This window comes from Sediminibacterium sp. TEGAF015 (assembly GCF_025997995.1).
In the GTDB taxonomy this organism is placed as follows: domain Bacteria; phylum Bacteroidota; class Bacteroidia; order Chitinophagales; family Chitinophagaceae; genus Sediminibacterium.
This window is the reverse complement of record NZ_AP026683.1, coordinates 2,929,677-2,952,814: the sequence shown is the minus strand read 5'-3', so window position 1 is coordinate 2,952,814 and position 23,138 is coordinate 2,929,677. Positions and strand designations below refer to the sequence as shown.

Below are 23,138 nucleotides of genomic sequence, written 5' to 3'. Positions count from 1 at the left end.
TTATTGATACAATTTAACAGCGTCTACAAAAGCTTTTGCATGCGTAACGGGAACATTGGGCAAAATGCCATGTCCCAGATTAACGATATATCTATCTTTCCCAAATGCCTCAATCATCTGTTTTACTTCTTTCTTAATTTCAGAAATGGGTTTCAGCAAATGGTTGGGATCAAAATTTCCTTGAAGCGTTATCTTGTTTTGGGTAAGTTGCCTAGCTAATTGCGGAGAAATAGTCCAATCAATACCGATTGCACCAATGTCTAATGTTGATAAATCTTCCAATGCATACCAACTGCCTTTGGGGAAAAGAATAACAGGGGATTCCTCTTTAAGCGCATTGGCAATTGCAACAAGGTATGGCTGGGAAAATTCTTTAAAATCATTGGGAGAAAGTAATCCACTCCAACTATCAAAAACCTGTACACAATCAACCCCAGCTTTGATTTGACGTCGCAAATATTGAATAGTAACTTCTGTGATCTTAGCTAAGAGTTCATGTGCCAATTTAGGTTGGGCAAAACAAAATTGTTTTGCCTTATCAAAAGCTTTTGACCCCTTACCTTCTACCATATAACAAAGAATCGTAAAAGGAGCTCCAGCAAATCCAATTAATGGCACCCTACCGTCTAGTTTTTGCTTGGTAACCTTGATGGCTTCATAAACATAGGAAAGCTGATCTGCTGCTTCATCAACTACTAATTGTGCAAGATCGGCAGAAGTTGCTATGGTTTTGGGTAAGATTGGGCCCTTCGACTCCACCATTTGAACTTCAAGCCCCATGGCCTGAGGAACAACTAGAATATCAGAAAAAAGTATGGCAGCATCTGTCCCGATTATATCAATTGGCTGTACAGTAATTTCTGCTGCTAATTCAGGCGTTTGAACGCGAGTAAAAAAATCGTATTTTTTTCTGAGTTCAATATATTCCGGCAAGTATCGTCCAGCCTGGCGCATCATCCAAACGGGAGGCCGCTCTACACTATTACCTTTTAAAGCTCGTAAAAAGAGGTCATTTTTAATCATTGCTCATTTTTTTAGATAAGGCCATTAACATGGCTTCGGGTGTTGGATTTTTTGCAATTACTGCATTGCTTGTGTCTGTATAATATTGAAGACGAGTGAAAGTAGTATTACCAATACATGCATAAACTCTTTCGGAGGAGAACCGATTTGCCATTGAAAAACTGTCAATAGCACTTGGACTAAAAAAAAGAATAGCTTTAAATGGAATAGCATCCACAGGTACGGGATTTAATTCAGTATGATAAACATTCAGTTCTTGATAAGTCATGCCAGCACCTGTAACCACATATCCTAAATCGGGCAGTGTAAGATTCCCAATTGGGTGAAGCATTCTTTGAATATTCAATTCTTCTTTCTTCCATTTAATTAGTTTGCCCAGTTCATCTACATTAGGTGCAATGATATTGGGCACTATATCTTTTAACAGAAGCGCTTCGCGTGTTGCCCCTTGTAAAGCGAAGATGTTTTTATTAGCTAAAAGTTTATGATCCATGTTTTCCAGAAAATAATGAACAGCATTTGCACTAGTAAAAGCAATACTATCATACGTTTCCAGCGTGAATGGACTGCACAAAAAATCAGTTCGCTTGATTTTAGTAAACGACTTACAAACCAAATCCATTCCAAAAGCCTCTTTGGCCCTCTTTATCATATTGGCATTTAACTGCTTTGTACTTAATACCATCATGCTTTTCTAATTTCATCCATTAATAAAGAAGCACCTGGTTGTGTAAGCAGCTCCATTGCAAGTGAAGCACCAGCTCCTGCTATTTGATTGATACATATTCGCTTTTCTTTTCTGTAAGAATTTGTTCCATCCATACTATGAATGGCCCCTACTATAACAATATCATTACCTTGAAATGTTGTTAAACAACTTACGGGTATGGAACAACCACCTTGTAGGGTAAACATAAACTCCCTTTCAATTTGAGCAGCCATAAAAGTTTGCGAATCATTGATCTGCTGGCAGATATCATGCATAGACCTGTTGTTCGCATTACAAATGATTCCAACGATTCCCTGAGCCGGAGCTGGCAACATCCAATCTAAAGTAAGGGTACAATCATTAATGAATCCCAAACGCTCAAGACCTGCTTTAGCGAATATCATTCCAGCGATATCATTATTATCATTTAATTTTTGTAGGCGTGTTTGAATATTCCCCCTAACAGGAACAATTTGATGCGTAGGATATCGCTCCAGCCACTGTGATTTTCGTCTGATACTACTTGATGCAATGGTTAAGCCTTTCGCAGAAAAATCAAAAGCCTGTCTTGTTACAATCACATCTTCGGATGATCCCCTTGGCAAAACAGCAGAAAGAGAAAGTCCTGAAGCAAGTTGAGTCGGGACATCTTTTAATGAATGAACCGCCAGATCAATTTTATCGTCCAATAAAGCAATGTCTAATTCTTTGGTAAATACGCCTGTTATACCCATAGCATAAATGGGGGTCGTTAGATCCTTGTCGCCAGTACTTTCAATGCCAATACAGGTAGCATCGTAGCCCTTCTCTACTAATGCATTTTTTACAGCATTGGCCTGCCACATTGCCAAAGGACTTGTTCGTGTGCCTATTCTAATAGTTTTCATGAACAAACAGTTCTGCTTTTTTTTCTTTCTTGCCATGCGTACAACTGATCAATATATGTGTTGATGATTTGCATGGCAAGTGGAATTTCCTTAGATCTTCTATCTAGATTTTTATTTATTTCGATAGATAAATCATCTACATTGTAAACTTCCAAATGCTCCAAATCACGTACATCAGGAGATATATTCGATGGAACAGAAAGATCAAAAATTATTTTAACCCTTGAGTGCAAGAGAATAGAAGGCCTAATTAAATAACCCTCTGCAGCAGTAGCAATAATGGCCACATCAACGTTACTAAGCGCCTGCTCCATATCATTTAGAGAATATAACTTACAAGGTGCATGGTCAATAGTCAACAATTTATTTAGCGATCTATTTACAATGGTAAGGTCGGCATCCGGTAGGTGTTGACGTATATTGCGGAAAGTGGCAAGCCCTATTTTACCCCAGCCAATTAGGCATATTTTTAAATGGTTAAGACTGTATTTTTTCAAATGCTGAATAACAGCGTAGGATGTAGAGGTTGTTCCATCAGATATATTCGTTTGCGTTCTGACAGATTTGCTTGCCTGTAAAGAAGTTTCAAGAATTTTCTGAAATAAGCCGGTTGTCATTCCCGCTTCATTGGCCATTTTAAAAGAGGAACGAAGCTGACCAGCAATTTCATAATCTCCAATAATCTGAGATTCTAAACCAGCTGATACGCTACATAAATGTTGTATTGCTTCTCGTCCATTTCTAACAATAAGATGCTTTTCAATAGCCACCTTATCTGCAGCAGTATACTTTTCAAAAATATTTTTGATTTCACCTTCACTTATACCATACCCATAAATTTCAGTGCGATTACAGGTGGAAAGAATAATAATATTTGTTCTCCCCTCATGTTTAAACTGCGTATAAATTTCTTTTATAGCTTGCTCACTAATAGAGAATTTACTTCGAATACTTAGTATTGTTTTTTTATAATTGACGCCAGCTACAAGAAATTTTTCCATCCTAATCGAACAGTTTCAACAAAAGTATCTCGCTGAATCTGTCTAAATTCTCTAGATGGAATTAGTGACAAGTGAATGACAAATAATGCCGTTTTTTTACTTAGGAATGACAAATGAGATGTAAAAAAATTCACATTACTATTAACTAATATTTTAAGTTTAATTAATCTTTCCTATTTCGAACGAAGCCAAGGCGCTGGATTCTGCGCAACACTCTTATCGTTCATGATCATGAATAAGATGCCACCTTCTCCATCAATGGAAGTACCCGACTTACCCAATACGGTTCCGGCTTTCACTTTCTGGTCACGGGATACGGCAACAGCAGATAGATTTTTATATCCGGTAAAATATTTACCATGTTTTACCAACACAATATTTTCATCGGCTACTTCACCCGCATACACTACTTCCCCATCGGCCACGCAACGAACCGGAGAACCTACTGGTACAGCAATTTCCAATCCATCTGATTTTTGAATCAACTTGGTGCCCGCATAATTCTGCGTTCCAAATCCCACCGTAACCACACCATTGCTAACCGGCCAAGGCAAACGCCCACGATTGTTCTCAAAATTCAGCGACAACTCCATGCCCTCAGGCGTAGATTCCAAAGGAGAATAGGTACGATCTTTTGCAGCTGATGTAACGCCCGTAGTAGCATCGTTTAAGGTAGGTCTGGGGGGATTAGCACTGCCGCTATTATTAGCGCCGTTGGCTGCCACCATATTGGCTGCATTGTTACCAGCAGCATTTCCACTCGCGGGTTTGCCCGCAGCGTTTTTCTTATCGGCTGCAACCTGCGCTGCTGCTGCATCCTGAGCCGCTTTTAATTTACGCGCATCTTCCAAAGCTTTCAAACGCTTGGCTTCTTCTCTTTTTTTCGCTTCTTCAATTTCACGACGAATCACCGCATTAATGGCCACGGCCACTTTCTGACGCTGACTCTCTTTATCGCGAATTTGTTTATTCAGTTCTTTCTCTTTGCCTTTTAGTTGAGCTACAACTTGGTCTTGTTCTTTTCGGTCTTGTTCTAGGTCTAACAATTGCTTATTCTGTACTTCCAGTGTGCTCAGCCTTTCTTTTTTGTTGGCACTCAATACGCCAATTTTATCTTGTAACAATTGCTCGCTTTTCACAATGGTATTGGCCTGGGTTTCGCGGTTCTGGCGATAGCTTTTTAAATAAGCCGCACGCTTCAATGCGTCGTTGAAATTGCTGGCAGAAAACAAAAAGTTCAGGTATTCGTAACTACTTCTGTTTTTATAAGCGAATACAATGCTCTTGGCGTATTTCACTTTCAGGGTATCCAATTCTTTGCGTAGACGGTAAATGTCGCGCTCGTTCAAATAAATGGTTTCGTCCAGTTGCTTTACTTCACGGTTGATGCCATTGATCAGGGCTTCCCGTGCATTGATTTTTCTTTTGATGATGGCCAGTTGCTTCACCGAAGATTTGGTGCTCTTCTGGGTTTCGCGATACAACTGGTTTAATTCGGCTAGTTCGCGTTCAATGCTCTGTTTCTGTTTCTGCAATTCTTCTCTGTTTTGCGCTACGGCTACGAAGCCACTAAAGAGCAGCACTGCTATGAAAGAGAAGATTTGTTTAGACATCATCAAAAATTAAAATTTCTACAAAATAAATGAACCAACTAGAAAATCCATTTTCATGGCCAACCCAATATCTAACTATAAACGTTAAAACCGTCTTTAAATTATTTCCGTTTGTAGTTTTTGGGCACTTCGAAGGTATATTTTAACGGTTCGTTTAGGGCAAACTCTTTAAAATCTAGGTTGATATCGAGTTTACTCTTCTCAGCCACCACTATTTTACGCTGGGTGGCAAACTGATAGGTGCCCATGGGTTGATAATTACTGAAGCTAATGGCGCAAGTACGGTTCCGCTGAATATCCACGTCGTCCAGCTTACTGTGCACCACTTTAAAATCATCATTAGAGAGCGAAATCAAGTGCTTAAAAATATCCCCCACCATTAATACCGACAAGGTAGAAGGACCATCTCTATAAGAAACAATATTGTTGGTTACGAAAACAGGATTGCCAATCAATAAGTCCTGGAGGGTCTTAAAATCGAAGGGGATCTGTGTAGCTTCTTTTAAGTAGTCGATGGTGCGGTACTGCACATATTTGTCTCCCACTTTCTTCACCAGTACTACAGAGTCTTTGGAAATCTTAACCTGTAAACCTTCTGCCGAAATGCCCAGGAAAGAGCCACGGATTCTGATATAGATTAGAGAGTCTTTGGCAATGCTTAAATAGCCCGTGTAGCTATCGCTGTTCTCCGCACTTTCATAGTCTACTTTAATTTTGGCATTGAAGGTTTTGAACTGAATATTATTGGTAACCACTTTCTCCAAAATCCCTCGCACTATGCTGGCAGAGTCTACTTTGGGGGTTTCCGTAATCACAACGGTTTGGGTCGTGTCTTTTTTGTCGATGGCTTCTTGGATAGTGGCCACTTTCTTCACTGTCTTACAGCTGGCTGCGATAGTGAGTAGTAATAATATTTTTACAAATTTCATTTCAATTATTTTATGTGTATTTGAATTTCAGTTTTTCGTTAGCTAATTTTTGCTTTGCAAAAATTAAATGCCTCAAAACTAAAATTCAAACACGCATGTAATCATCTATTTAAAAGTCCAATTTTAAAACGTTTCTATTCAGCCCTTTTCTTGCCACAAATCATGCCAATTGCACCTCCGTGACCCCATTATGAGCCAATTGAGCCCTTTATGAGCCCATTAAATTAAATTTGCATGTAAAACGGCTGCAAAGATAGCCAAAATCAGCAGGATTGGCAGGCAGGAGTAGATTTTGCCATACTTAGAAACTAAGTATTGCGGCATCCAACACGGAATTATCTATTGTTAAGGTTAGCTTCTTTTTCATACGAAAGGATTTGCCCAGACACAAAGGTATGACTCAATTTATATGCTAAGATTTCATTTATAGTAGGGATTGGGAAGCAAATGGATAAAGGCTAAAGGTGAGATGTTGTGATAGAATATTTAAAAACGAGGCATTTAATTTTTGTGAAACAAAAATTAGCTAACGAGTTTTTGAATATTCTATTACAAATAATTTAGCTTCTGCCAGTGCTTCCAAACCCTCCTTCCCCTCGTTCCGAAGGACCCAATTCAGTAGCAAGAACCCATTGAATTTGCTCCATTTTCTGCAAAACCATTTGGGCAATGCGGTCGCCGGGTTTAATGGTCTGCGGCTCAGCTGAAAGATTAATCAAAATCACTTTGATTTCCCCTCTGTAATCGGCATCAATGGTGCCTGGTGTATTGAGGCAGGTAATACCTTGCTTTATCGCGAGGCCACTGCGGGGGCGAATCTGAATTTCATAGCCCAATGGAATCTCTACAAATAAACCAGTTGGCACTAAGTCTCGAGCCATGGGCTGCAACACCATGGGCTCAGCAAGAGATGCACGAATATCCATGCCTGAAGAACCAAGAGTGGCGTATTCGGGCAACGGGTTATTAGATTGATTAATTATTTTCACTTGTATAGGGGCAGTACTCATTTTGTAAACTTATTAATTAAACAGCAGAATAACTTAATTTGCACAGCTAGATGCGTCCAAAACTGTAAGATGAATTATCAATCGTTTAAAGATATATTGGTTTGTCCTGAATGTAGTAGTGCGGTAGAAGAAACGTCGAATGGATTCTCCTGTATCGGTCATTGCAAATGTCAATATCCTATTTATCATCAGGTTCCTGTAATGATAAGCCCGAAGAATCCAGTTTTCAACTTCGCAGATTTTGCAGATGGGAAGCCGCCAACCATTTTTTTCAACAGCTACCAAAATCCGATTCTGCAGTTTTTCAAAAAAATCAGACCAGATATTACGCTAAACGTAGCCAGCAAAAAAAACTATGCAGCCATTGCGACTCAACTACAAGCAAAAGCTGCACATTTAGCAACCATTGCTAACCAATCGCAACCCATCCGCATTTTAGTAATCGGGGGGAGCATTGATGGGAATGGCATCCGTGAACTAAAAGATCATTTACCTGCCAATACCGTAATGGTAGAATCGGATGTGGCACATGGGCCTAATACCAATATTATCATAGATGCGCACCAGATTCCTTTTAAGGATGAATCCTTTGATCTGGTGATTGCACAAGCGGTACTGGAACATGTACTAGATCCTTTTGCTTGCGTTAAAGAAATAGAACGCGTGTTGAAACCCGGGGGATTGATTTATGCAGAGACCCCATTCATGCAACATGTGCATGGGGGCAAATACGATTTTCATCGCTTCACTCCGTTGGGTCATAGAAGATTGTTTAGAAATTTTAGAGAAGAAAATAGCGGGCTAGTGGCTGGTGCGGGTTCTATGATGGCCTGGTCGGTCATGTATTTTATCACCAGTTTTGCTCCCACCAAAAAAATAAATAAAGCCCTTAGTTATATCGGAAGTTTCGTCAGCTTCTGGTTAAAATATTTCGATTACCTACTGAACAAAAACAAGGGTTCTTACGATGCCGCCTGTGGTTTGTTTTTCTTAGGAAAAAAAGAGCCGGGCTATACTTTGCCAGACAATGAATTGTTGGCTTCTTATATAGGTCAAAAGTCTTAAACTTTTTTTCATGCAACCTTCTGTTGCTATCATATTAATCAATTGGAATAGCCTGGAAGTTACCAGCGATTGTATTGTTTCCCTAAAGGGGATTCAATACGCCAATTATTCGATTGTGGTGGTAGACAATGGATCGGCTGACGGTTCTGGCAAGGCGCTCAAGCAACTACATCCCGAAATTATTTTGATAGAATCTGCTACCAATCTGGGTTTTGCGGGAGGCAATAATTTGGGTTTTGATTACGCCCTTGCGCAGGCGTATGATTATACCATCATGCTCAACAACGATACACTCGTAGAGCCCGATTTCTTGAGTCATTTGGTGCAGTATATGGAAGCCCATCCGCAGGTAGGTGCCATTCAACCTCGTATCCATTTTAACCATAACCGAGACTTACTTTGGAATGGAGGTTCCTACTATGCAAAGTGTTGGGGCTATTTCTATAGCAAAGACGAAAATAAAATTCCCTCTCCCGAATCACTTACCATCAAAGAAGTGGATTGGATTACAGGTTGTGCTTTTTTGACGAAAACAAAAACGCTTCAACAAACAGGATTGTTAGCAGAACAATTTTTCATGTACAGTGAAGATGTGGATCTTTCATTTCGCATCAAGGCATTGGGGTTATCGCTGGTATACCACGGAGACTCGGTTATTTATCATATTGCAGGGCAATCCAATAAAAGCAAAACAAAGGGGAAGGAAGGATTCGTGAACCCCAATGTGCATTATATGAATCAGCGTAATCGCATTTGGGTCTTAAAAAAATATACCCCCTGGTATTGCATCCCCACGGTTTTGACCTATAATTTAATTTATCTTTTGGGGGTACTAGCGTATTTCTTAGTCCGAAGAAGATTTAGCAAGTTCAAGATTGTCCTCAAAGCCATCAAGGACGGTCTACTCGGGAACATTCATTAATTAAAGACTTATTAAAACTAGGATTTCATCTAGGGTATGAATCTCTTTCCCTTAAAAAGCTATCTTCGCAATAATGAAAACCATTGAAGAAGCATTGAAGGAAGTAGAACGCATTGTGCAAGAAAACAAGCATTCCAACGACCTTGTTTATTTTCAATATCATCGGGAAAGGTTTCGGAAAATGGCCGAGACCGTTTGTTCCAAGCTTCCCAAAGGTTCGGCTGTATTAGATATCGGTAGTCATTATTTACACTCTTCCATACTATTGTCTTTATTGGGTTATCGGGTGGATTGTATGGACGTAACTGAATTCTGCACCCTGCCTTTTATTCAGGAAAGAGCAGCAGCCTATGGCCTCAAGCAGATTGAAGAAAACAACCTAGAGAAGCTAACCAGTTTATCCGAAGGAGAAAACAAATACGATTTAATTCTTTTCGCAGAAATATTTGAGCATATTACTTTCAACCCCATTGGATTCTGGCAAAGGATTCACAGCTTAATTAAACAACACGGAAGCATCTATATCAGCACCCCCAACTCCCTCACTATCTATGCCATCATCAAAACCCTCTATAAGGTAATCACATTAAAAGGCATTGGACTAGATGTGAGTGCAATCTTTCCAACGGTTACTTATGGTCATCACTGGAAAGAATATTCTGCAAGTGAAATCAAGACTTATTTTAACATCTTGAACAATGGATTTCAGGTTTCCATTACTAAATTCAATTACAAACCCAAGGAATCTACTGGCACGCTGAAAAGTAGCATCCGAAACGGCTTATTACAATTAGGCAATTCCATTCCGTATTTTAGAGAGGCTTTGGAAGTATGGGTTACCGTAGATAAAAGCCAACCCTTTAACGTCAATATCCCCCAGTATTAATGTACATTTGAAAAGCGCAAAAAGGTTTACATGGGATTGATCAACATATTGAAAACGCAACTGAATTACTTACTGCTATTGATTTTCAGCATGAGTGTATTCGCCTGCAGTAAAGCAGTTCCTGAAAGGAATTTTGCCTACTACAACGATTTTGAGAATACCGATATCCCAACCAAGATGAAAGTCTATGATGCTTTTGGCTTGGTAGATTCCAATAAAATTGCTCGCTTCAACAACAACAATGTATTTGGAAGATTTAATAGCAACTTCGTTGTATTAAAAGTAGACAGTGTTGCTCCGCACAATGTGCTAAAAATTGAATTCGATTTATTTTTACACGATAACTGGAAGGGTAATTTTATTCCGCCGGGTGGCAGCTTACCAGATATTTTTCAGGTAAAGCTAGACAACAACCCCATCATGATCACAACGTTTTCCAACGATAACAATCCGCAATCCTTCCCTGCGAATTACCAGCCCACTATGATTAATAATCCGGCATTAAGTAATTCCTGGGGAACTATGGAGGGTGCTTGTTCCAAACTGGGTCAGAAAAACGGAACCAGCTGGTATCGATTAGAGTTTTTTACTTTACACAAAGGGCCAATCGAAATGTCATTTCAGGATGTATTGTTTACGGCTAGTGATTTTTGCACTAAGAGTTGGTCTATCGACAATATCAAATTAACGGCTATCAATAAACAATAGCGGTTTATGCAAAGCAAAGCCTCCGCCTTTTTCAGTTTTCTCCATTTGAGCTTTATCCAGGGGGCGAATGTATTGATTCAGATTTTGTTGATTCCCATCATTTCCAGAAAAGTAGGATTAACAGAATTTGGACTCATCATGCTGGCCAGTTCTTATGCAGCGTTGGTTTCCATTTTAATTAATTATGGCAGTAATCAGTCGGGCGTAAAAGACGTTGCTTTAGAAAGAGATTCCCCAGCATCTTTAAGTAACATTTTTTACAGCATATTTTATTCCAGAGGCATTCTCTATGTTCTTTCTTTTCTCGTTTTATTATGCATCAATCAATGGATATTACCCGCAGAAAAAGGAAGGCACTTACTTTTTGCCAATCTGATTATTCTTGCGGAGCTGCTGAATCCTTTTTTCTTTTTTGTAGGCATCCAAAAATTATCACTCTATAATGGGATCAATTTGATCAGCAAATTACTGGCCGTTATCTGTATACTTTTTTGGGTGCAGGGACCAGCGGATGGGGTTTGGGTGAACTTTTTCTTAGGGGCTGCACAAATTCCTGGTTACTTGTTTTTATTAATCTACCTTATTCAAAAATACCAGCTACACCATTTTCGTATTTCCATGAACCAGTTGGTTCAATATTTTAAGCAGAACAGCTATTTAACAGGAAATAATGTAAGTGTACAATTACAGCAATCCATTTTTCTGTTTGCGGTCTCTGCCATGGGCAATGCCGCTCTTTTAGGTGCGTATTCTTTGTGCGATAAAATCGTTTGGTCTTTCCGAATGTTGATTATATCGCTATTTAATGTGGTGTTTCCCAGGGCCTCTATTTTACAAAAAGAAAATCCGGCACAATGGCAAGTGGTTAAGAAAAAACTGGGATGGGCCATTGGAATCGTTTTCACCTTGATAGCAGGGGCTTTGTTTTTTTTAGCCCATCAATTGGTACCGCTTATTACTGGACATACAGATCCTATGGCTGTTCTTTTTGTGCAATCCATTTGTTTGGTTCCGCTACTAGCTGCTATCAACTCCTTGAATTTCGCTGAATTGCTCATGGGCAACCAGTACGCTTCCATTTTCACCATCTCCCTAATCCTATTGGGCATTTCGATTGTATTATCTGGCCTATTTATTCAACTGGGAGAACCACTATGGTTTGGGCTATTCCCCTTATTTGCTGAACTAGGATCCATTCCATTGTATCGCTATTTTATCCGAAAATCAAAACCCTAAAAATTTGTATGTTCCGAGGGTTTTAGGGTATTTTGCAGTATGCTGTATATCATTCCTTGTGCATACGTATTTTCTTTTCTTTATGCGCTCTATCAATTAATACAGCAGAAGCCGCAATATATTCTCCGTTTTTTTGTTTTTGGCTTACCCGTTTACATCACCGCTCTATCCATCCTAAACCAAATGGGATTGGGTAGTATGATGACTTTGTTTCAGGGATTCAAAGAAATTATCGTCATCAGTGCGCTGGGGTATCTCATCTATAATCAAACAGAAAGAATTCAATTTACCATCATCGATAAATTGTTAATTGCCTATTTTATTTACACGGGCATTTATATTTTGCTGCCCTTGGGCAACTATGGTATTGTGCAAAAGCTACTGGCATTTAAGAGTCTTAGTTTTTTCCCACTGATTTATTTCACGGGCAGATTGATCAATCCCAAACTAGTGAATCTCAAAACCAATTTCAGTATAATCTTATTGGTCTCCATTGTAGCGGGTGTGGTATTACTGGGCGAGAATCTAGTGAATACGCATTTGCAGACTTATACAGGATATGCCGAGTATCAATTGCGATTCTTTGATACAGAACCTTCTGGAAATTTTGGGTTGAGTTGGACTTTCGAAACGAGTAATGGCCTAAAGCGTTTCGCTAGTTTTTATGGGGGACCTTTAGAGTTGGGCGTCAATACCATTTTTACGCTTGCTGCTATTCTGGCATTGTATACCCAAACTAATTTTAGTTTCAAATTGGACAACCTGGGAAAGCTAGCCCTATTGGTAAGTGTACTCTCTATCTTTTTAGCGATTTCCCGTGCTTCCTTAGTAAGTTATTTCTTCGTGATTTATGTGTATGCGATTATCACGTATAAAAAACAGTGGTTGCAATTGTTTTATGCAGGGGCTACCCTAGTTACCATTGCAGTATTGTTTTATTTACAGGGAGATATCTACGATTTAATTATCAGCACCATTAATTTCACCGACAATTCCAGTGCCTTTCACGTATTGCAATGGTTGGATGGCATTGAAGCCATATCCGCGAATCCATTGGGTTTGGGGCTGGGTATGTCGGGAAGGGTATCGGGTGCGGTAGGCGATAATATTGGAGGAGAAAATCAATTAGTCATCATTGGAGTGCAGGCCGGCATCATTGCTATTCTTTTGTATATAGCTATTTATATCGGGTTGATCAGACTCGCCGTGCAGCAATTCAAAGCCAAGACAGGTAAGATCCGCCAGCTGGCCCTATGCGTTTTATTAGTAAAAATTGGCATGATCATCCCTACCTTTACAGCCAACACAGAATCCTATATCTACATAGCCTATATCACTTGGTTTTGTGCAGGATTGCTGAATACCATGAGTCTCTATCAATCAGAATTGAATTCAGAAATAGCTAGTATAACCAATCAGTAAAATGCAAAAAAGCAAGCAGGTAAGAGTGGGCGTGGATATATTGGATTTACAATATGCAAAGACGGGACAAAAAACCATCTTAGAAGAATACTACCGTGCTTTTTTGAAAAACCAGGACCTGGGCATTGCTTTTTTCCCATTAACCGCTAAGCTTCCCAAGTTCTCCAGAAAAAGCAAATGGGGCATTATCGGCAATCATTTGGTGTATCAGTATTGGAAACAAATTTTACTACCAGTAAAGGCTTTTGCAAAAGGGGTTGATATTGTTTTCTGCACTGACTATTTTGCGCCGATGCTGAGATTAAGGTTTAAAAATGTAGCGCTGTTTCACGATGCCTTTTTTTACGAATATCCGGAACACTATAACCGTTTATGGCTCAAACTTTTTAAAGGATTGGCCATGCCGGCTGCTCGATCCGCTGCTTGTGTTGTAACGACTTCGCAATATGCGAAGCAAAAGATTCATCAGCATTTTGGGTTTCCATTGGATCAGATTGTAAATATTTATCCAGGGCCGAAAACTTTGCAAACCAAATTGACACAAGATTCTGATACAAGAATTGCAAACGAATCTGTATCCGATAGTGTTCAGCATGCTATTTTAAATAGCAATGACTTGCCAACTCAACCTTATATTCTGCACGTTGGCGTTTGGGAAAAAAGAAAAAATATTCCTTTCTTATTAAAAGCCTATCGGCAATTCTTGGATGAATCCTCTATATATTATTCATTGGTATTGGTAGGAACGGGTAATAATAAAAAAGACTCGGATGATACGGCAGCTATTCATGCTTGCATTGCGGATCTCAACTTATATGACCATGTTATTTGCACGGGCTATTTGCCTGATGAGGAACTAGCCCAATGGTATGCAGGGGCCAGTCTCTATGTATTTCCTTCATACAATGAGGGATTTGGTATTCCTGTATTAGAAGCTTTTCAAAGTAATCTACCCGTATTGGTAGCGAATAATTCTTGTTTACCAGAAGTGGGGGGTGATGCAGTGATTGGCTTTGATCCGTATGATATAAATGGACTTGCTGATTTACTAAAGAAAGTATTATCCGATACAATTTTGCAGGAAACACTAAAAGAAAATGGGAAACAAAGATTGGCTTATTTTTCCTGGGAAAAAGCGAGTGCAGAATTGATCAAAGTATTTAAAAAAGCAGCGCATGGCAAATCCTAAAACAGGCTATATCCCTTATATAGATGGTGCCAGAGGCATTGCCATTGGCTTTGTGGTATTGTCGCATGCAGGGTTGGGAAAAATCATACCGGGTAAGTTTGGCGTGACTTTATTTTTCTTTTTGAGTGGTTATTTAATAACGCGTTTGTTACTGGCCGAAATACAAGAAAAGGGAAGGATTGATTTTGGTTCGTTTTATCTGCGCCGATTATTTCGTTTGTACCCTGCACTATTAGTGATGATTGGATGCAGTGTAATTGCCACGAAAATCATGCAATATCCCTTGCCCATGACCGATATATGGGCATCGCTATTCTATTATACCAATTATTATATCGGTTGGTTTAGAACACCCGTAGAAGATGCGGGAAGGGTGTTAGACATCCTCTGGTCTTTGTCGGTAGAAGAGCATTTTTATTTGGCTTTTCCTTTGCTGTTGCAGTTCTTTATTCAAGATAAAAAAAATAAAAACAACGAAAAAAATATAAAGCAGTTCGCTTGGTTTTTACTGGCCGTGTGCATCGCCAGCCTTGCGATTCGATGGTTTACTTACGAGCAATTTTATCCAGCGGTGGAAGACTCGGCAGGAAGAATTTATTTCTCTACGCATACCCGATTAGACTCCATTATCTGGGGTTGTTTAGCGGCACTCTTGTTATTCGGAATAGAAAGCAAGGCCTATGAAAAATTGTTACTCAAGCCTTGGGTGTTTGGTTTGGGCCTACTCTTAATCCTCTTATCGGTGGCCATTCGTAACGAAGTATTCCGACAAACTTTACTCTATAGTTTTCAAGGTATAGGATTATTTCTCATCATCCCTGTTATTGGGCTTTTCCCAAACCCATGGATCAAAAATATACTTAGCCATCCTGCTATGATTTTTGTAGGAAAGATCAGTTATAGTTTGTATTTATTTCATTGGATAGTTGCCAAATTGGGGAATCATTATTTTATAGAATGGAGCTGGCAATGGCAGTTGTTTTTCTGGCCCTTAACTTTACTCTTGTCCATCGGGTCTTACTATTGTATAGAACAACCCTTTGTAGGACTCAGAAAAAAATATGGAAGCAAAGCCTAGTATACTACTGATACATAATCGCTACCTCCACAAAGGAGGAGAAGACACGGTAGTAGCCCAGGAACTTTCTTATTTAGAAAGTTCAGGATATCGGGTAATCCCTTTGTATTTCCATAACCAAGCGGCGGGCCCCATCGCTCTATTGAATTATCCTTTTCAGTTATTTTTTAATCTGTCGGCTTTTTATAAAGTGTATCGATTGGTTAAGAAGCACAAAATTGAAATAGTGCATGTCCACAATTTTTTTTATCGGGCTTCTCCTGCTGTTTTTTGGGCAGCCAAAGCCGCAGGGGCATATACCTTACTCACGCTGCACAATTACCGACTATTTTGCCTGAATGGGTTTATGTATTATAACAACCAGCCTTGTACCCGTTGTTATGATGAAAAAAGTTTTCGTGCAGGTATCCAAAGAAAATGTTTTAAAAACTCGGGGCTATTCTCCAGGGTATTGGCGGCTTCTTATGGTCTCAATAAAAAACTGGAAACCTTTTCTAAAAAAATAGACCGATATGTAGTCATCAATCCGTTGCAGGAGCAATTTTTATTGAATAGCGGAATTCCAAAAGAAAAGATTTTTAAGAAGTCTAATTTTCTGCTGAAATCTTTAGATACATCTTCACCTGCCCCTTTCTCCACCCGAGAAAATTTTTACCTCTACGTAGGTCGTTTGAGTGAAGAAAAAGGAATTCGGGATTTGGTCGAAGCCTTTATGGATAATGGAAAGCCTTTGAAAATTGTGGGCGATGGGCCATTGGCCGAATGGGTTCAAGAGCAGATTCGGGAATCTGAGCAAAAAAAAGGAGAGGGTGAACATACTATCGTTCAGGAAAATTCAAAAAATCAGGCAAAATCTAATATAGAGTATTTGGCCGCCGTCCCCCGCGAGTCCCTGGCAGCCCTGTATGCCTCCTGCGCGGCTTTGATCCTCCCCTCCAGATGGTTCGAAGTGCAGCCCATGACTGTAATAGAAGCCCAAAGCCATGGTAGCATTGTAATTGCAGCCGACTCTGCCAATATGCGGGGCATGATTTCCCATGAAGCAGATGGATATTTATACCCCATACATCCAATCAATCAACTAAACGAGGTAATTAGTATATTTGAAGCCCGTTCCAACGAAACCAAAGATGCCCTTTCTAAGGCTGCATACGATCGGTTTCAGCGGTCTTATACCATCAACCAGCATATTAACGCTTTAAAGTTGTTGTATCATTTTGAATCCAGGGCAAAAAACAATTCAGGAGAAACCAAGCAGGCAGATTCCCAAAATTAATATTGGGGGTACGGGCATCAGTGATATTACGCTGGAAGAGACCATGGATTTGTTTGACCAATGGATTCAGGAAAAGACCCCTCGGCAAATTTGTGTAACGCCCGTGAACTGTGTGGTATGGGCCCATCAAAACAAAGCCTTACAACATATTTATAACCAGGCTGACCTGACATTATGTGATGGGGTTCCCTTGATTTGGGCTTCTTCCTTTATTGGAAAACAACGATTAAGGGGGAGGGTAACTGGCTTAGACTTATTGCCTCAATACATAGCACGAGCCCACCAAAAGAATTATCGGATGTTTTTTCTAGGTGCAGCCCCCGGGGTGGCTGCTCAATACCAGACACAACTGGAAGCCCAATATCCAGGCATTCAGATTGTGGGTACGTATAGCCCGCCTTATGCCAATGAATTTAGTGCAGCAGTGAACCAAAAAATGGTGGACCTTATCAACGCGGCAGCGCCCGATATTGTATGGGTGAGCTTAACCGCTCCCAAACAAGATTTTTGGATTGCCCAGCATTTGCAACAACTCAAGAGCACGATTAATATTGGTATTGGGGGCGCATTGGATGTGGCAGTGGGCAAGTTCAACCGAGCCCCGATTTGGATGCAAAAAAATGGACTGGAATGGTTGTATCGGTTCTTGAAAGAACCCCGAAGATTATTCCGAAGGTATTTTGTGGAAGCCCCCGCTATTTTACCTATTTTACTCAAACAAAAATTGGCCAATAAATAAAGGATTGCGCGAAAGCTATGCCCAGAAAAATTAACCAATATTCTATTATTCGCTATATCACCGACGGGGCAATCGTGGGTATGTCTTATTTGTTGGCGGCAGCTTTTAGTCTTCAACTCAATATCTGGGAACATGAATGGAACAATTATGTATTTGTGCTGATTGCCTTGGCCGTTTGGTATATCAGTACCAATTTCTCGCATTTATATACCGATCGCCGCTCCAATAAATATTCAGAAGAAATCATTTTCATCATTTACTCGCTGGGCATTTATACCATCATGCTGAGCTCGGTATTTTTCTTTGTAAGTGATAGCTTAGGAAGAGAGCATAACACGAGTTTTTTCATAGCGCTGGATGGGATTCTATTTGTGCTACTAACTTTTACCAAGTACATTATTCGAAAATACTTACACTCTGCCATTTCGCATGGAAAATTGCTGGATAATATTTTGATAGTAGGCGTAACCCCTGCTGCACAGGATTTTTACGAAGCCATCAACCGCTATTATTATTACGGTTATAAATGTGTGGGATTCTTGGACGATCAGGTTACCAAAATGAATGGATGTCCTTATAAAGGCACTGTAAAAGAGTTGGCTAAGACCATCAAAGAAACACCCATTGATGAAGTGGTGATTGCATTGCCTACGCATCGCAACAAAGAGATACAACAGTGCATTGATATCTGTGACCAGTATGCCACACAAACCCGGATTTTACCTGACTTTGAGCAATACACATCTTCTAATTTACAAGTGAATAATATTGGTTTATTGTCGGTAATTAATATCCGAGAATTACCCTTAGATAAGGCATCCAATCGTTTGCTCAAAAGAAGCTTTGATATTGTTTTTTCCTTGCTATTTTTCATTTTGATTGCCAGCTGGTTGTTTCCTATTCTGGTGGTACTCATCAAAATCACTTCTAAAGGGCCTGTGTTTTTTACCCAAGAACGTTGGGGATTGAACAACGAAAAAATTACCTGCTATAAGTTCCGAACCATGGTGAAAGAGAGTAAGGATTTGGATCAGAACGGGAACTACCAGCAAGCGCATAAATATGATCCCCGTATTACAGCAATTGGTGCCATTCTAAGAAGAAGTAACCTGGATGAATTGCCCCAATTCTGGAATGTATTGTTGGGCAATATGTCGGTGATTGGTCCCAGACCCCATCCTACTCCACTGAACCTGGAATCGATGCAAACCATTGACAACTATATGTTACGACATGTGGTGAAACCGGGCATTTCTGGATGGGCGCAAGTAAATGGATATAGGGGCGAAACCAAAACCCCAGGCTCCATGCAGAAAAGAGTCAATTTTGATTTATACTATATCCATCGTTGGACATTCTGGTTCGATTGTCAAATTATTTTACAAACCATTATCAATATGATCCGAGGCGATCAAAATGCGTATTAAACAAACCCTATTACCAAGAATACATGAAGGCAATTAAAATCTATCTACTCTTCTTTTTAGGCATACTACTATCCATTTCAAATTTGGATGCGCAGGTGGTAACCGAATACTCCCAAAACGAAGTGTACAATTACTTGAGCCGTATGGACCAGAAAGGTCTAGTGACTTTTCATGATTTGATAAGACCCATAAGCAGAATCTATATTAAATCTTGCTTGGACAGTTTACAAACAAAAGCCAATCTATTGACGACCACTGAGAAAAAAGAATTGGATTTTTATCTAAGAGATTTTACGGATGGATTGGAATTGCCCACTGGTTCTGGAGAGATCCGAAATACCTATTTTACCAAAGATCCTTTTGGTCGCTTTCGATCGATTGCTATTCACAGCAAAGACTTTCGTATGCGGGTGGATCCTATTTTACAATACGGCACTTACCAAGGCAAGGACCAATCGGTTACTCAATATGGTTCTGGATTTAACTTATATGGGTACGCAGGAAAACATTGGGGTTTCTATCTTTCTTTTAATGATGTAAATGAAAAGGGGAAGGGCATTGATACAACCCGAAGCTTTACACCTGAAACAGGTTTTTCTACCCGCATTGCACCGAACCAAAAAAGCCATAACTATTCGCAAATCAGAGCGGGCATTTATTATCAATTTAAAAATGGAAGCATTGGTTTTGGACAAGACCAACTATCCTATGGATATGGGGAAAACGGCAGAATTGTATTGTCCAATAAAGCGCCCACTTATCCCCTTATTCGATTTGACTTTGCACCGCTACCTTGGTTGCGATTTAACTATACACATGCCTGGTTGAACTCGGATATTATTGACTCTAGCAGAACCTATAATACAGGCACCACTACCTATGGTGGTAGAAGGGAGCAGTTCATTAATAAATACATGGCACAGCATAGTATTCAATTCCGAATCAAAAAAGGATTGCATATTTCTTTGGGAGAATCCATTGTGTACAGCGATCAACTGAATGCGGGGTATTTGATCCCCATTTCCTTCTTCAAAGTTTTTGAAATTCAACAGGCCAATAACAATATCAATGCAGGAGCCAATAGTCAGTTGTTCCTAAGTGTGAGTTCTAGAAACAATATCAAGAATACTCATTTGTATGGAACCATTTTCATTGATGAAGTAAGACTGAGTGCTATTGCCAATAGCGAAAAAAGCCGGAACCAATTGGGCTTTACGTTGGGAGCCAGCGTAACCGATCTAGGACTTCCCTATTTAACTGCTACGGTGGAATATACACGCATCAATCCTTTTGTATATCGCAATTTATTGCCAGCCCAGAATTATACCCATTATGGTTATTCTTTAGGAGATTGGATGGGAAGCAATTCAGATCGGTTCTTATTCAATGTGAAGTATACCCCTATCCCCAGACTCAAATTGCTATTGCAATACCAATACATCAGAAAAGGCGGAGAAGGGACTTTGGATCAACAATATTTTCAGCAACCCCAGCCCGCCTTTTTATTCAATTATATGTTTAACCAAAACGAATGGTTTTTGCAAAGCCAATATGAGTTGTACAACAACTTATATATCACTGGAAGTTATCGTACCCAAAACAATGGATGGAACCAGGGCTTTCTGGGCTTCCGCTATGGTTTCTAAGCCTTATGGGGATTATTTCCGATATTCGTAACATGTATGCAATAACTATGAAGTTGATGAAACGTACACTGAAATTATTTTATCTACTTGTGTTCCTATGCCTAGGCATTAATAACCCCTTGGGTGCCCAAAACCCTGGTTCCAATAATTTGAAAGTTTCTCAGTTATCCGATAAGCAGATTACGCAATTGTGGCAACGTACGCAGAAAGCGGGCATGTCGGAAAATGAAGCCATTGAGGAATTAGTGAAAAGAGGGATGTCGGCTTCGGAAGTGAATCAGTTCAAACAAAGATTGATCAAAGTACAGGGAGCCAATAAATCTGCTTTTAGCAGTCAAAATAGCATTCGGGATACCGCTAGTTTTTTAAGAGATAGCAGTTGGATATTAGCTGTACCGCAAGTGAAAAGGCTCTCCCCTTATTTTGGATTCGATTTTTTTAGCAACCCTGATATCAACTTTGAGCCCAATTTCATTATGGCCCCACCGAAGAATTATTTAGTAGGCCCCGGAGATGAATTAACTGTAACTATAACAGGAGCCAATGAAACCGATTTTACGGCTGCTATTTCCAAAGAGGGCAATTATGTTTTGCCGTATGCGGGGGTAGTGAACCTGAATGGTTTAAACTTGGAACAAGCTACCCAAAAAATAAAGCAGAAATTGAAAATTGCCTACCCCTTAATCAGCGCGGGAAAAACCCAAGTAATGGTTACAGTAGACAATGTAAAGTCGATGCAAATCCATGTGATTGGAGAAGCAGAAAAACCAGGCACCTATACTTTGAGTTCAATCGCGAATGTATTCAATGCTCTGTATGCCTCCGGTGGCCCTTCTGCCAATGGATCACTTCGTATGATTGAATTGATTCGCAACAATAAAGTGATTGCCCAGATAGATTTCTATGAGTTCTTATTAAAAGGGACTTTATCTAAGTCCTTGCAATTAGAACACCAGGACATCATTCGCTTTCCCGTATATCAGAAAAGAGTTTCTGTGAATGGACAAATCAAACGTCCTGCTGTTTATGAATTATTGGAAAAGGAAACCCTGCAAGACCTGATTACCATGGCAGGTGGCTTAGGAGACACTGCCTATAGAGATGCGGTAAAACTAGTGCAGTTAAGCAATAAAGAGCGGGTTTTGAGAGATGTACCCGCTACTGATTTTGCGTATTTTATTCCCCGCAATGCAGATTCTATTTATGTAGAAAAAATACCCGCCATTTACAATAACCGCATTATTCTGGCAGGTGCTGTGAATAGACCTGGGAACTATGAACTGACCAAGGATTTGAGCTTGGTAAAACTGATTCAAAAAGCCAATGGCATTCTGGAAAAAGCCTATACCAATAGAGCAGCTATTTTCCGTAGAAACCCTGTGAGTTATGAGCAGTCCATCATCAGTTTTGAAGTGAGCGATGTATTAAGTGGTAAAGCGGCTGATATCTTGTTAGCCAAAGACGACTCTATCCATATTTATGCCAAGGACCAGATGGAAGAAAAATCAACGATTACGGTTGGGGGCAATGTAAGAAACCCTGGAATATTTAGTTTCAAAAAAGGGATATCCTTAGAAGATGCGATTCTATTGGCCGGAGGATTTACCAATGATGCGGCTACGCATAAGGTAGAAATTTCCCGATTGGAAAAAAACAAATCGGATACCTTGGCCAACAAACTTATTGACCTGATTAAAGTAGAAGTAGATTCTAGCTTGAGCAAAAAAGCAGGGAGTACCACTTTACTGGAGCCTCTGGACTATATTTTTGTTCCTCGCCTCTTGAATTACCGAAATTTAGGAAGTGTAAAAATCAGAGGAGAAGTATTGTACGCTGGTGATTATTCTTTAGAAAGAAGAGATGAAACTGTTCAGGAAATTATACAAAGAGCGGGCGGCGTAACGCCCAATGGATCTTTTGCCAATGCACAAGTATATCGCAATAAACTACGAGTTGCAACTACCATTTTGTCGGAGAATGAACAGGGTACCAATAATCGCTTCCTATTGTTGCCAGGTGACAGCATTAATATCCCCAGAAACGAATCTTTTGTAGAAGTGCAAGGACAGGTATTTAACCAACAAATTTTTGCCTTTGAATCCAGAAGATTCAAGTCGTATATCTCCGATGCAGGGGGCATTACCGACAAGGGTAACTTAAAGAAAGCCTATATCCAATATAGCAATGGGGTGAATAAAAAAATCAAGTCTTTTTTATTCTTGCGCTTCTACCCTAGAGTTCAACCGGGAAGTAAAATCATTGTGCCGGAAATAAACCCAGCAGAAAAGAAAGGACTAACCGTATTTGAGTTATCGGCACTAACAGGTATACTTACGGCGATTGTTAGCATGGTAAGTATTTTAAGGAATTAA

20 protein-coding genes are annotated in these 23,138 nt (G+C 39.7%); 13 read left to right on the top strand and 7 right to left on the bottom strand.

All coding sequences use genetic code 11. The features are described from left to right. The 7 genes from hemE to dut form a co-directional block, all read right to left on the bottom strand. On the bottom strand, nucleotides 1-1,023 hold the full coding sequence (gene hemE / locus TEGAF0_RS13150) for a uroporphyrinogen decarboxylase (protein ID WP_264898907.1): 1,023 nt from the start codon (nucleotides 1,021-1,023) through the stop codon (nucleotides 1-3). Continuing rightward, nucleotides 1,016-1,711: a uroporphyrinogen-III synthase gene (locus TEGAF0_RS13145; RefSeq protein ID WP_264898906.1), complete on the bottom strand. Its 696-nt coding sequence runs from the start codon at nucleotides 1,709-1,711 to the stop codon at nucleotides 1,016-1,018. Before TEGAF0_RS13145 ends, hemE begins: the two co-directional genes overlap by 8 nt. Continuing rightward, nucleotides 1,708-2,619, bottom strand: coding sequence for a hydroxymethylbilane synthase (gene hemC, locus TEGAF0_RS13140; protein ID WP_264898904.1), 912 nt, complete (start codon nucleotides 2,617-2,619; stop codon nucleotides 1,708-1,710). Before hemC ends, TEGAF0_RS13145 begins: the two co-directional genes overlap by 4 nt. After that, on the bottom strand, nucleotides 2,616-3,620 hold the full coding sequence (gene hemA, locus TEGAF0_RS13135; protein WP_264898902.1) for a glutamyl-tRNA reductase: 1,005 nt from the start codon (nucleotides 3,618-3,620) through the stop codon (nucleotides 2,616-2,618). The genes hemC and hemA overlap by 4 nt, the downstream gene beginning before the upstream one ends. 173 nt (nucleotides 3,621-3,793) lie before the next feature. After that, the gene (locus tag TEGAF0_RS13130; protein WP_264898900.1) at nucleotides 3,794-5,233 is read right to left on the bottom strand and encodes a murein hydrolase activator EnvC family protein; all 1,440 of its coding nucleotides are present in this window, start codon (nucleotides 5,231-5,233) and stop codon (nucleotides 3,794-3,796) included. Nucleotides 5,234-5,334: 101 nt separating this feature from the next. Further along, complete coding sequence (locus TEGAF0_RS13125) at nucleotides 5,335-6,162, bottom strand: DUF4292 domain-containing protein (RefSeq protein WP_264898898.1); 828 nt, start codon at nucleotides 6,160-6,162, stop codon at nucleotides 5,335-5,337. 560 nt (nucleotides 6,163-6,722) lie between these two features. Next, nucleotides 6,723-7,172 carry a dUTP diphosphatase gene (gene dut, locus TEGAF0_RS13120; RefSeq protein ID WP_264898897.1) on the bottom strand — a complete coding sequence of 150 codons (450 nt, stop codon included), beginning with the start codon at nucleotides 7,170-7,172 and terminating at the stop codon, nucleotides 6,723-6,725. 69 nt (nucleotides 7,173-7,241) lie between these two features. Between dut and TEGAF0_RS13115 the strand changes: the two genes are divergently transcribed. The 13 genes from TEGAF0_RS13115 (at nucleotide 7,242) to TEGAF0_RS13055 (ending at nucleotide 23,138) form a co-directional block, all read left to right on the top strand. Further along, entirely contained in the window at nucleotides 7,242-8,237 is a 996-nt protein-coding gene (locus tag TEGAF0_RS13115; protein WP_264898894.1) for a class I SAM-dependent methyltransferase, read from the top strand. A gap of 10 nt (nucleotides 8,238-8,247) precedes the next feature. Next, nucleotides 8,248-9,159, top strand: a complete 912-nt coding sequence (locus TEGAF0_RS13110; RefSeq protein ID WP_264898893.1) for a glycosyltransferase family 2 protein — start codon at nucleotides 8,248-8,250, stop codon at nucleotides 9,157-9,159. A 73-nt stretch (nucleotides 9,160-9,232) separates the two neighbouring features. Beyond that, entirely contained in the window at nucleotides 9,233-10,045 is an 813-nt protein-coding gene (locus tag TEGAF0_RS13105; RefSeq protein WP_264898892.1) for a class I SAM-dependent methyltransferase, read from the top strand. Between the two features lie 30 nt (nucleotides 10,046-10,075). Continuing rightward, complete coding sequence (locus TEGAF0_RS13100) at nucleotides 10,076-10,753, top strand: hypothetical protein (protein ID WP_264898891.1); 678 nt, start codon at nucleotides 10,076-10,078, stop codon at nucleotides 10,751-10,753. A gap of 6 nt (nucleotides 10,754-10,759) precedes the next feature. Beyond that, on the top strand, nucleotides 10,760-11,989 hold the full coding sequence (locus TEGAF0_RS13095; protein ID WP_264898890.1) for an oligosaccharide flippase family protein: 1,230 nt from the start codon (nucleotides 10,760-10,762) through the stop codon (nucleotides 11,987-11,989). Between the two features lie 39 nt (nucleotides 11,990-12,028). Then, nucleotides 12,029-13,411, top strand: a complete 1,383-nt coding sequence (locus TEGAF0_RS13090; protein WP_264898889.1) for a hypothetical protein — start codon at nucleotides 12,029-12,031, stop codon at nucleotides 13,409-13,411. Nucleotide 13,412: 1 nt separating this feature from the next. Then, nucleotides 13,413-14,600, top strand: a complete 1,188-nt coding sequence (locus TEGAF0_RS13085) for a glycosyltransferase family 4 protein (protein WP_264898887.1) — start codon at nucleotides 13,413-13,415, stop codon at nucleotides 14,598-14,600. After that, nucleotides 14,587-15,678 (top strand): acyltransferase family protein, encoded by a 1,092-nt coding sequence (locus tag TEGAF0_RS13080; protein WP_264898885.1) that lies wholly within the window; start codon nucleotides 14,587-14,589, stop codon nucleotides 15,676-15,678. Before TEGAF0_RS13085 ends, TEGAF0_RS13080 begins: the two co-directional genes overlap by 14 nt. After that, nucleotides 15,662-16,954, top strand: a complete 1,293-nt coding sequence (locus TEGAF0_RS13075; protein WP_264898883.1) for a glycosyltransferase family 4 protein — start codon at nucleotides 15,662-15,664, stop codon at nucleotides 16,952-16,954. Before TEGAF0_RS13080 ends, TEGAF0_RS13075 begins: the two co-directional genes overlap by 17 nt. Continuing rightward, a complete protein-coding gene (locus TEGAF0_RS13070) occupies nucleotides 16,896-17,693 on the top strand; it encodes a WecB/TagA/CpsF family glycosyltransferase (protein WP_264898881.1) in 798 nt (265 codons plus the stop codon). Before TEGAF0_RS13075 ends, TEGAF0_RS13070 begins: the two co-directional genes overlap by 59 nt. Before the next feature lie 17 nt (nucleotides 17,694-17,710). Then, a complete protein-coding gene (locus tag TEGAF0_RS13065; protein WP_264898879.1) occupies nucleotides 17,711-19,120 on the top strand; it encodes an undecaprenyl-phosphate glucose phosphotransferase in 1,410 nt (469 codons plus the stop codon). 23 nt (nucleotides 19,121-19,143) lie between these two features. Continuing rightward, nucleotides 19,144-20,766, top strand: coding sequence for a capsule assembly Wzi family protein (locus TEGAF0_RS13060; protein WP_264898877.1), 1,623 nt, complete (start codon nucleotides 19,144-19,146; stop codon nucleotides 20,764-20,766). A gap of 56 nt (nucleotides 20,767-20,822) precedes the next feature. Then, nucleotides 20,823-23,138: an SLBB domain-containing protein gene (locus tag TEGAF0_RS13055; protein WP_264898875.1), complete on the top strand. Its 2,316-nt coding sequence runs from the start codon at nucleotides 20,823-20,825 to the stop codon at nucleotides 23,136-23,138.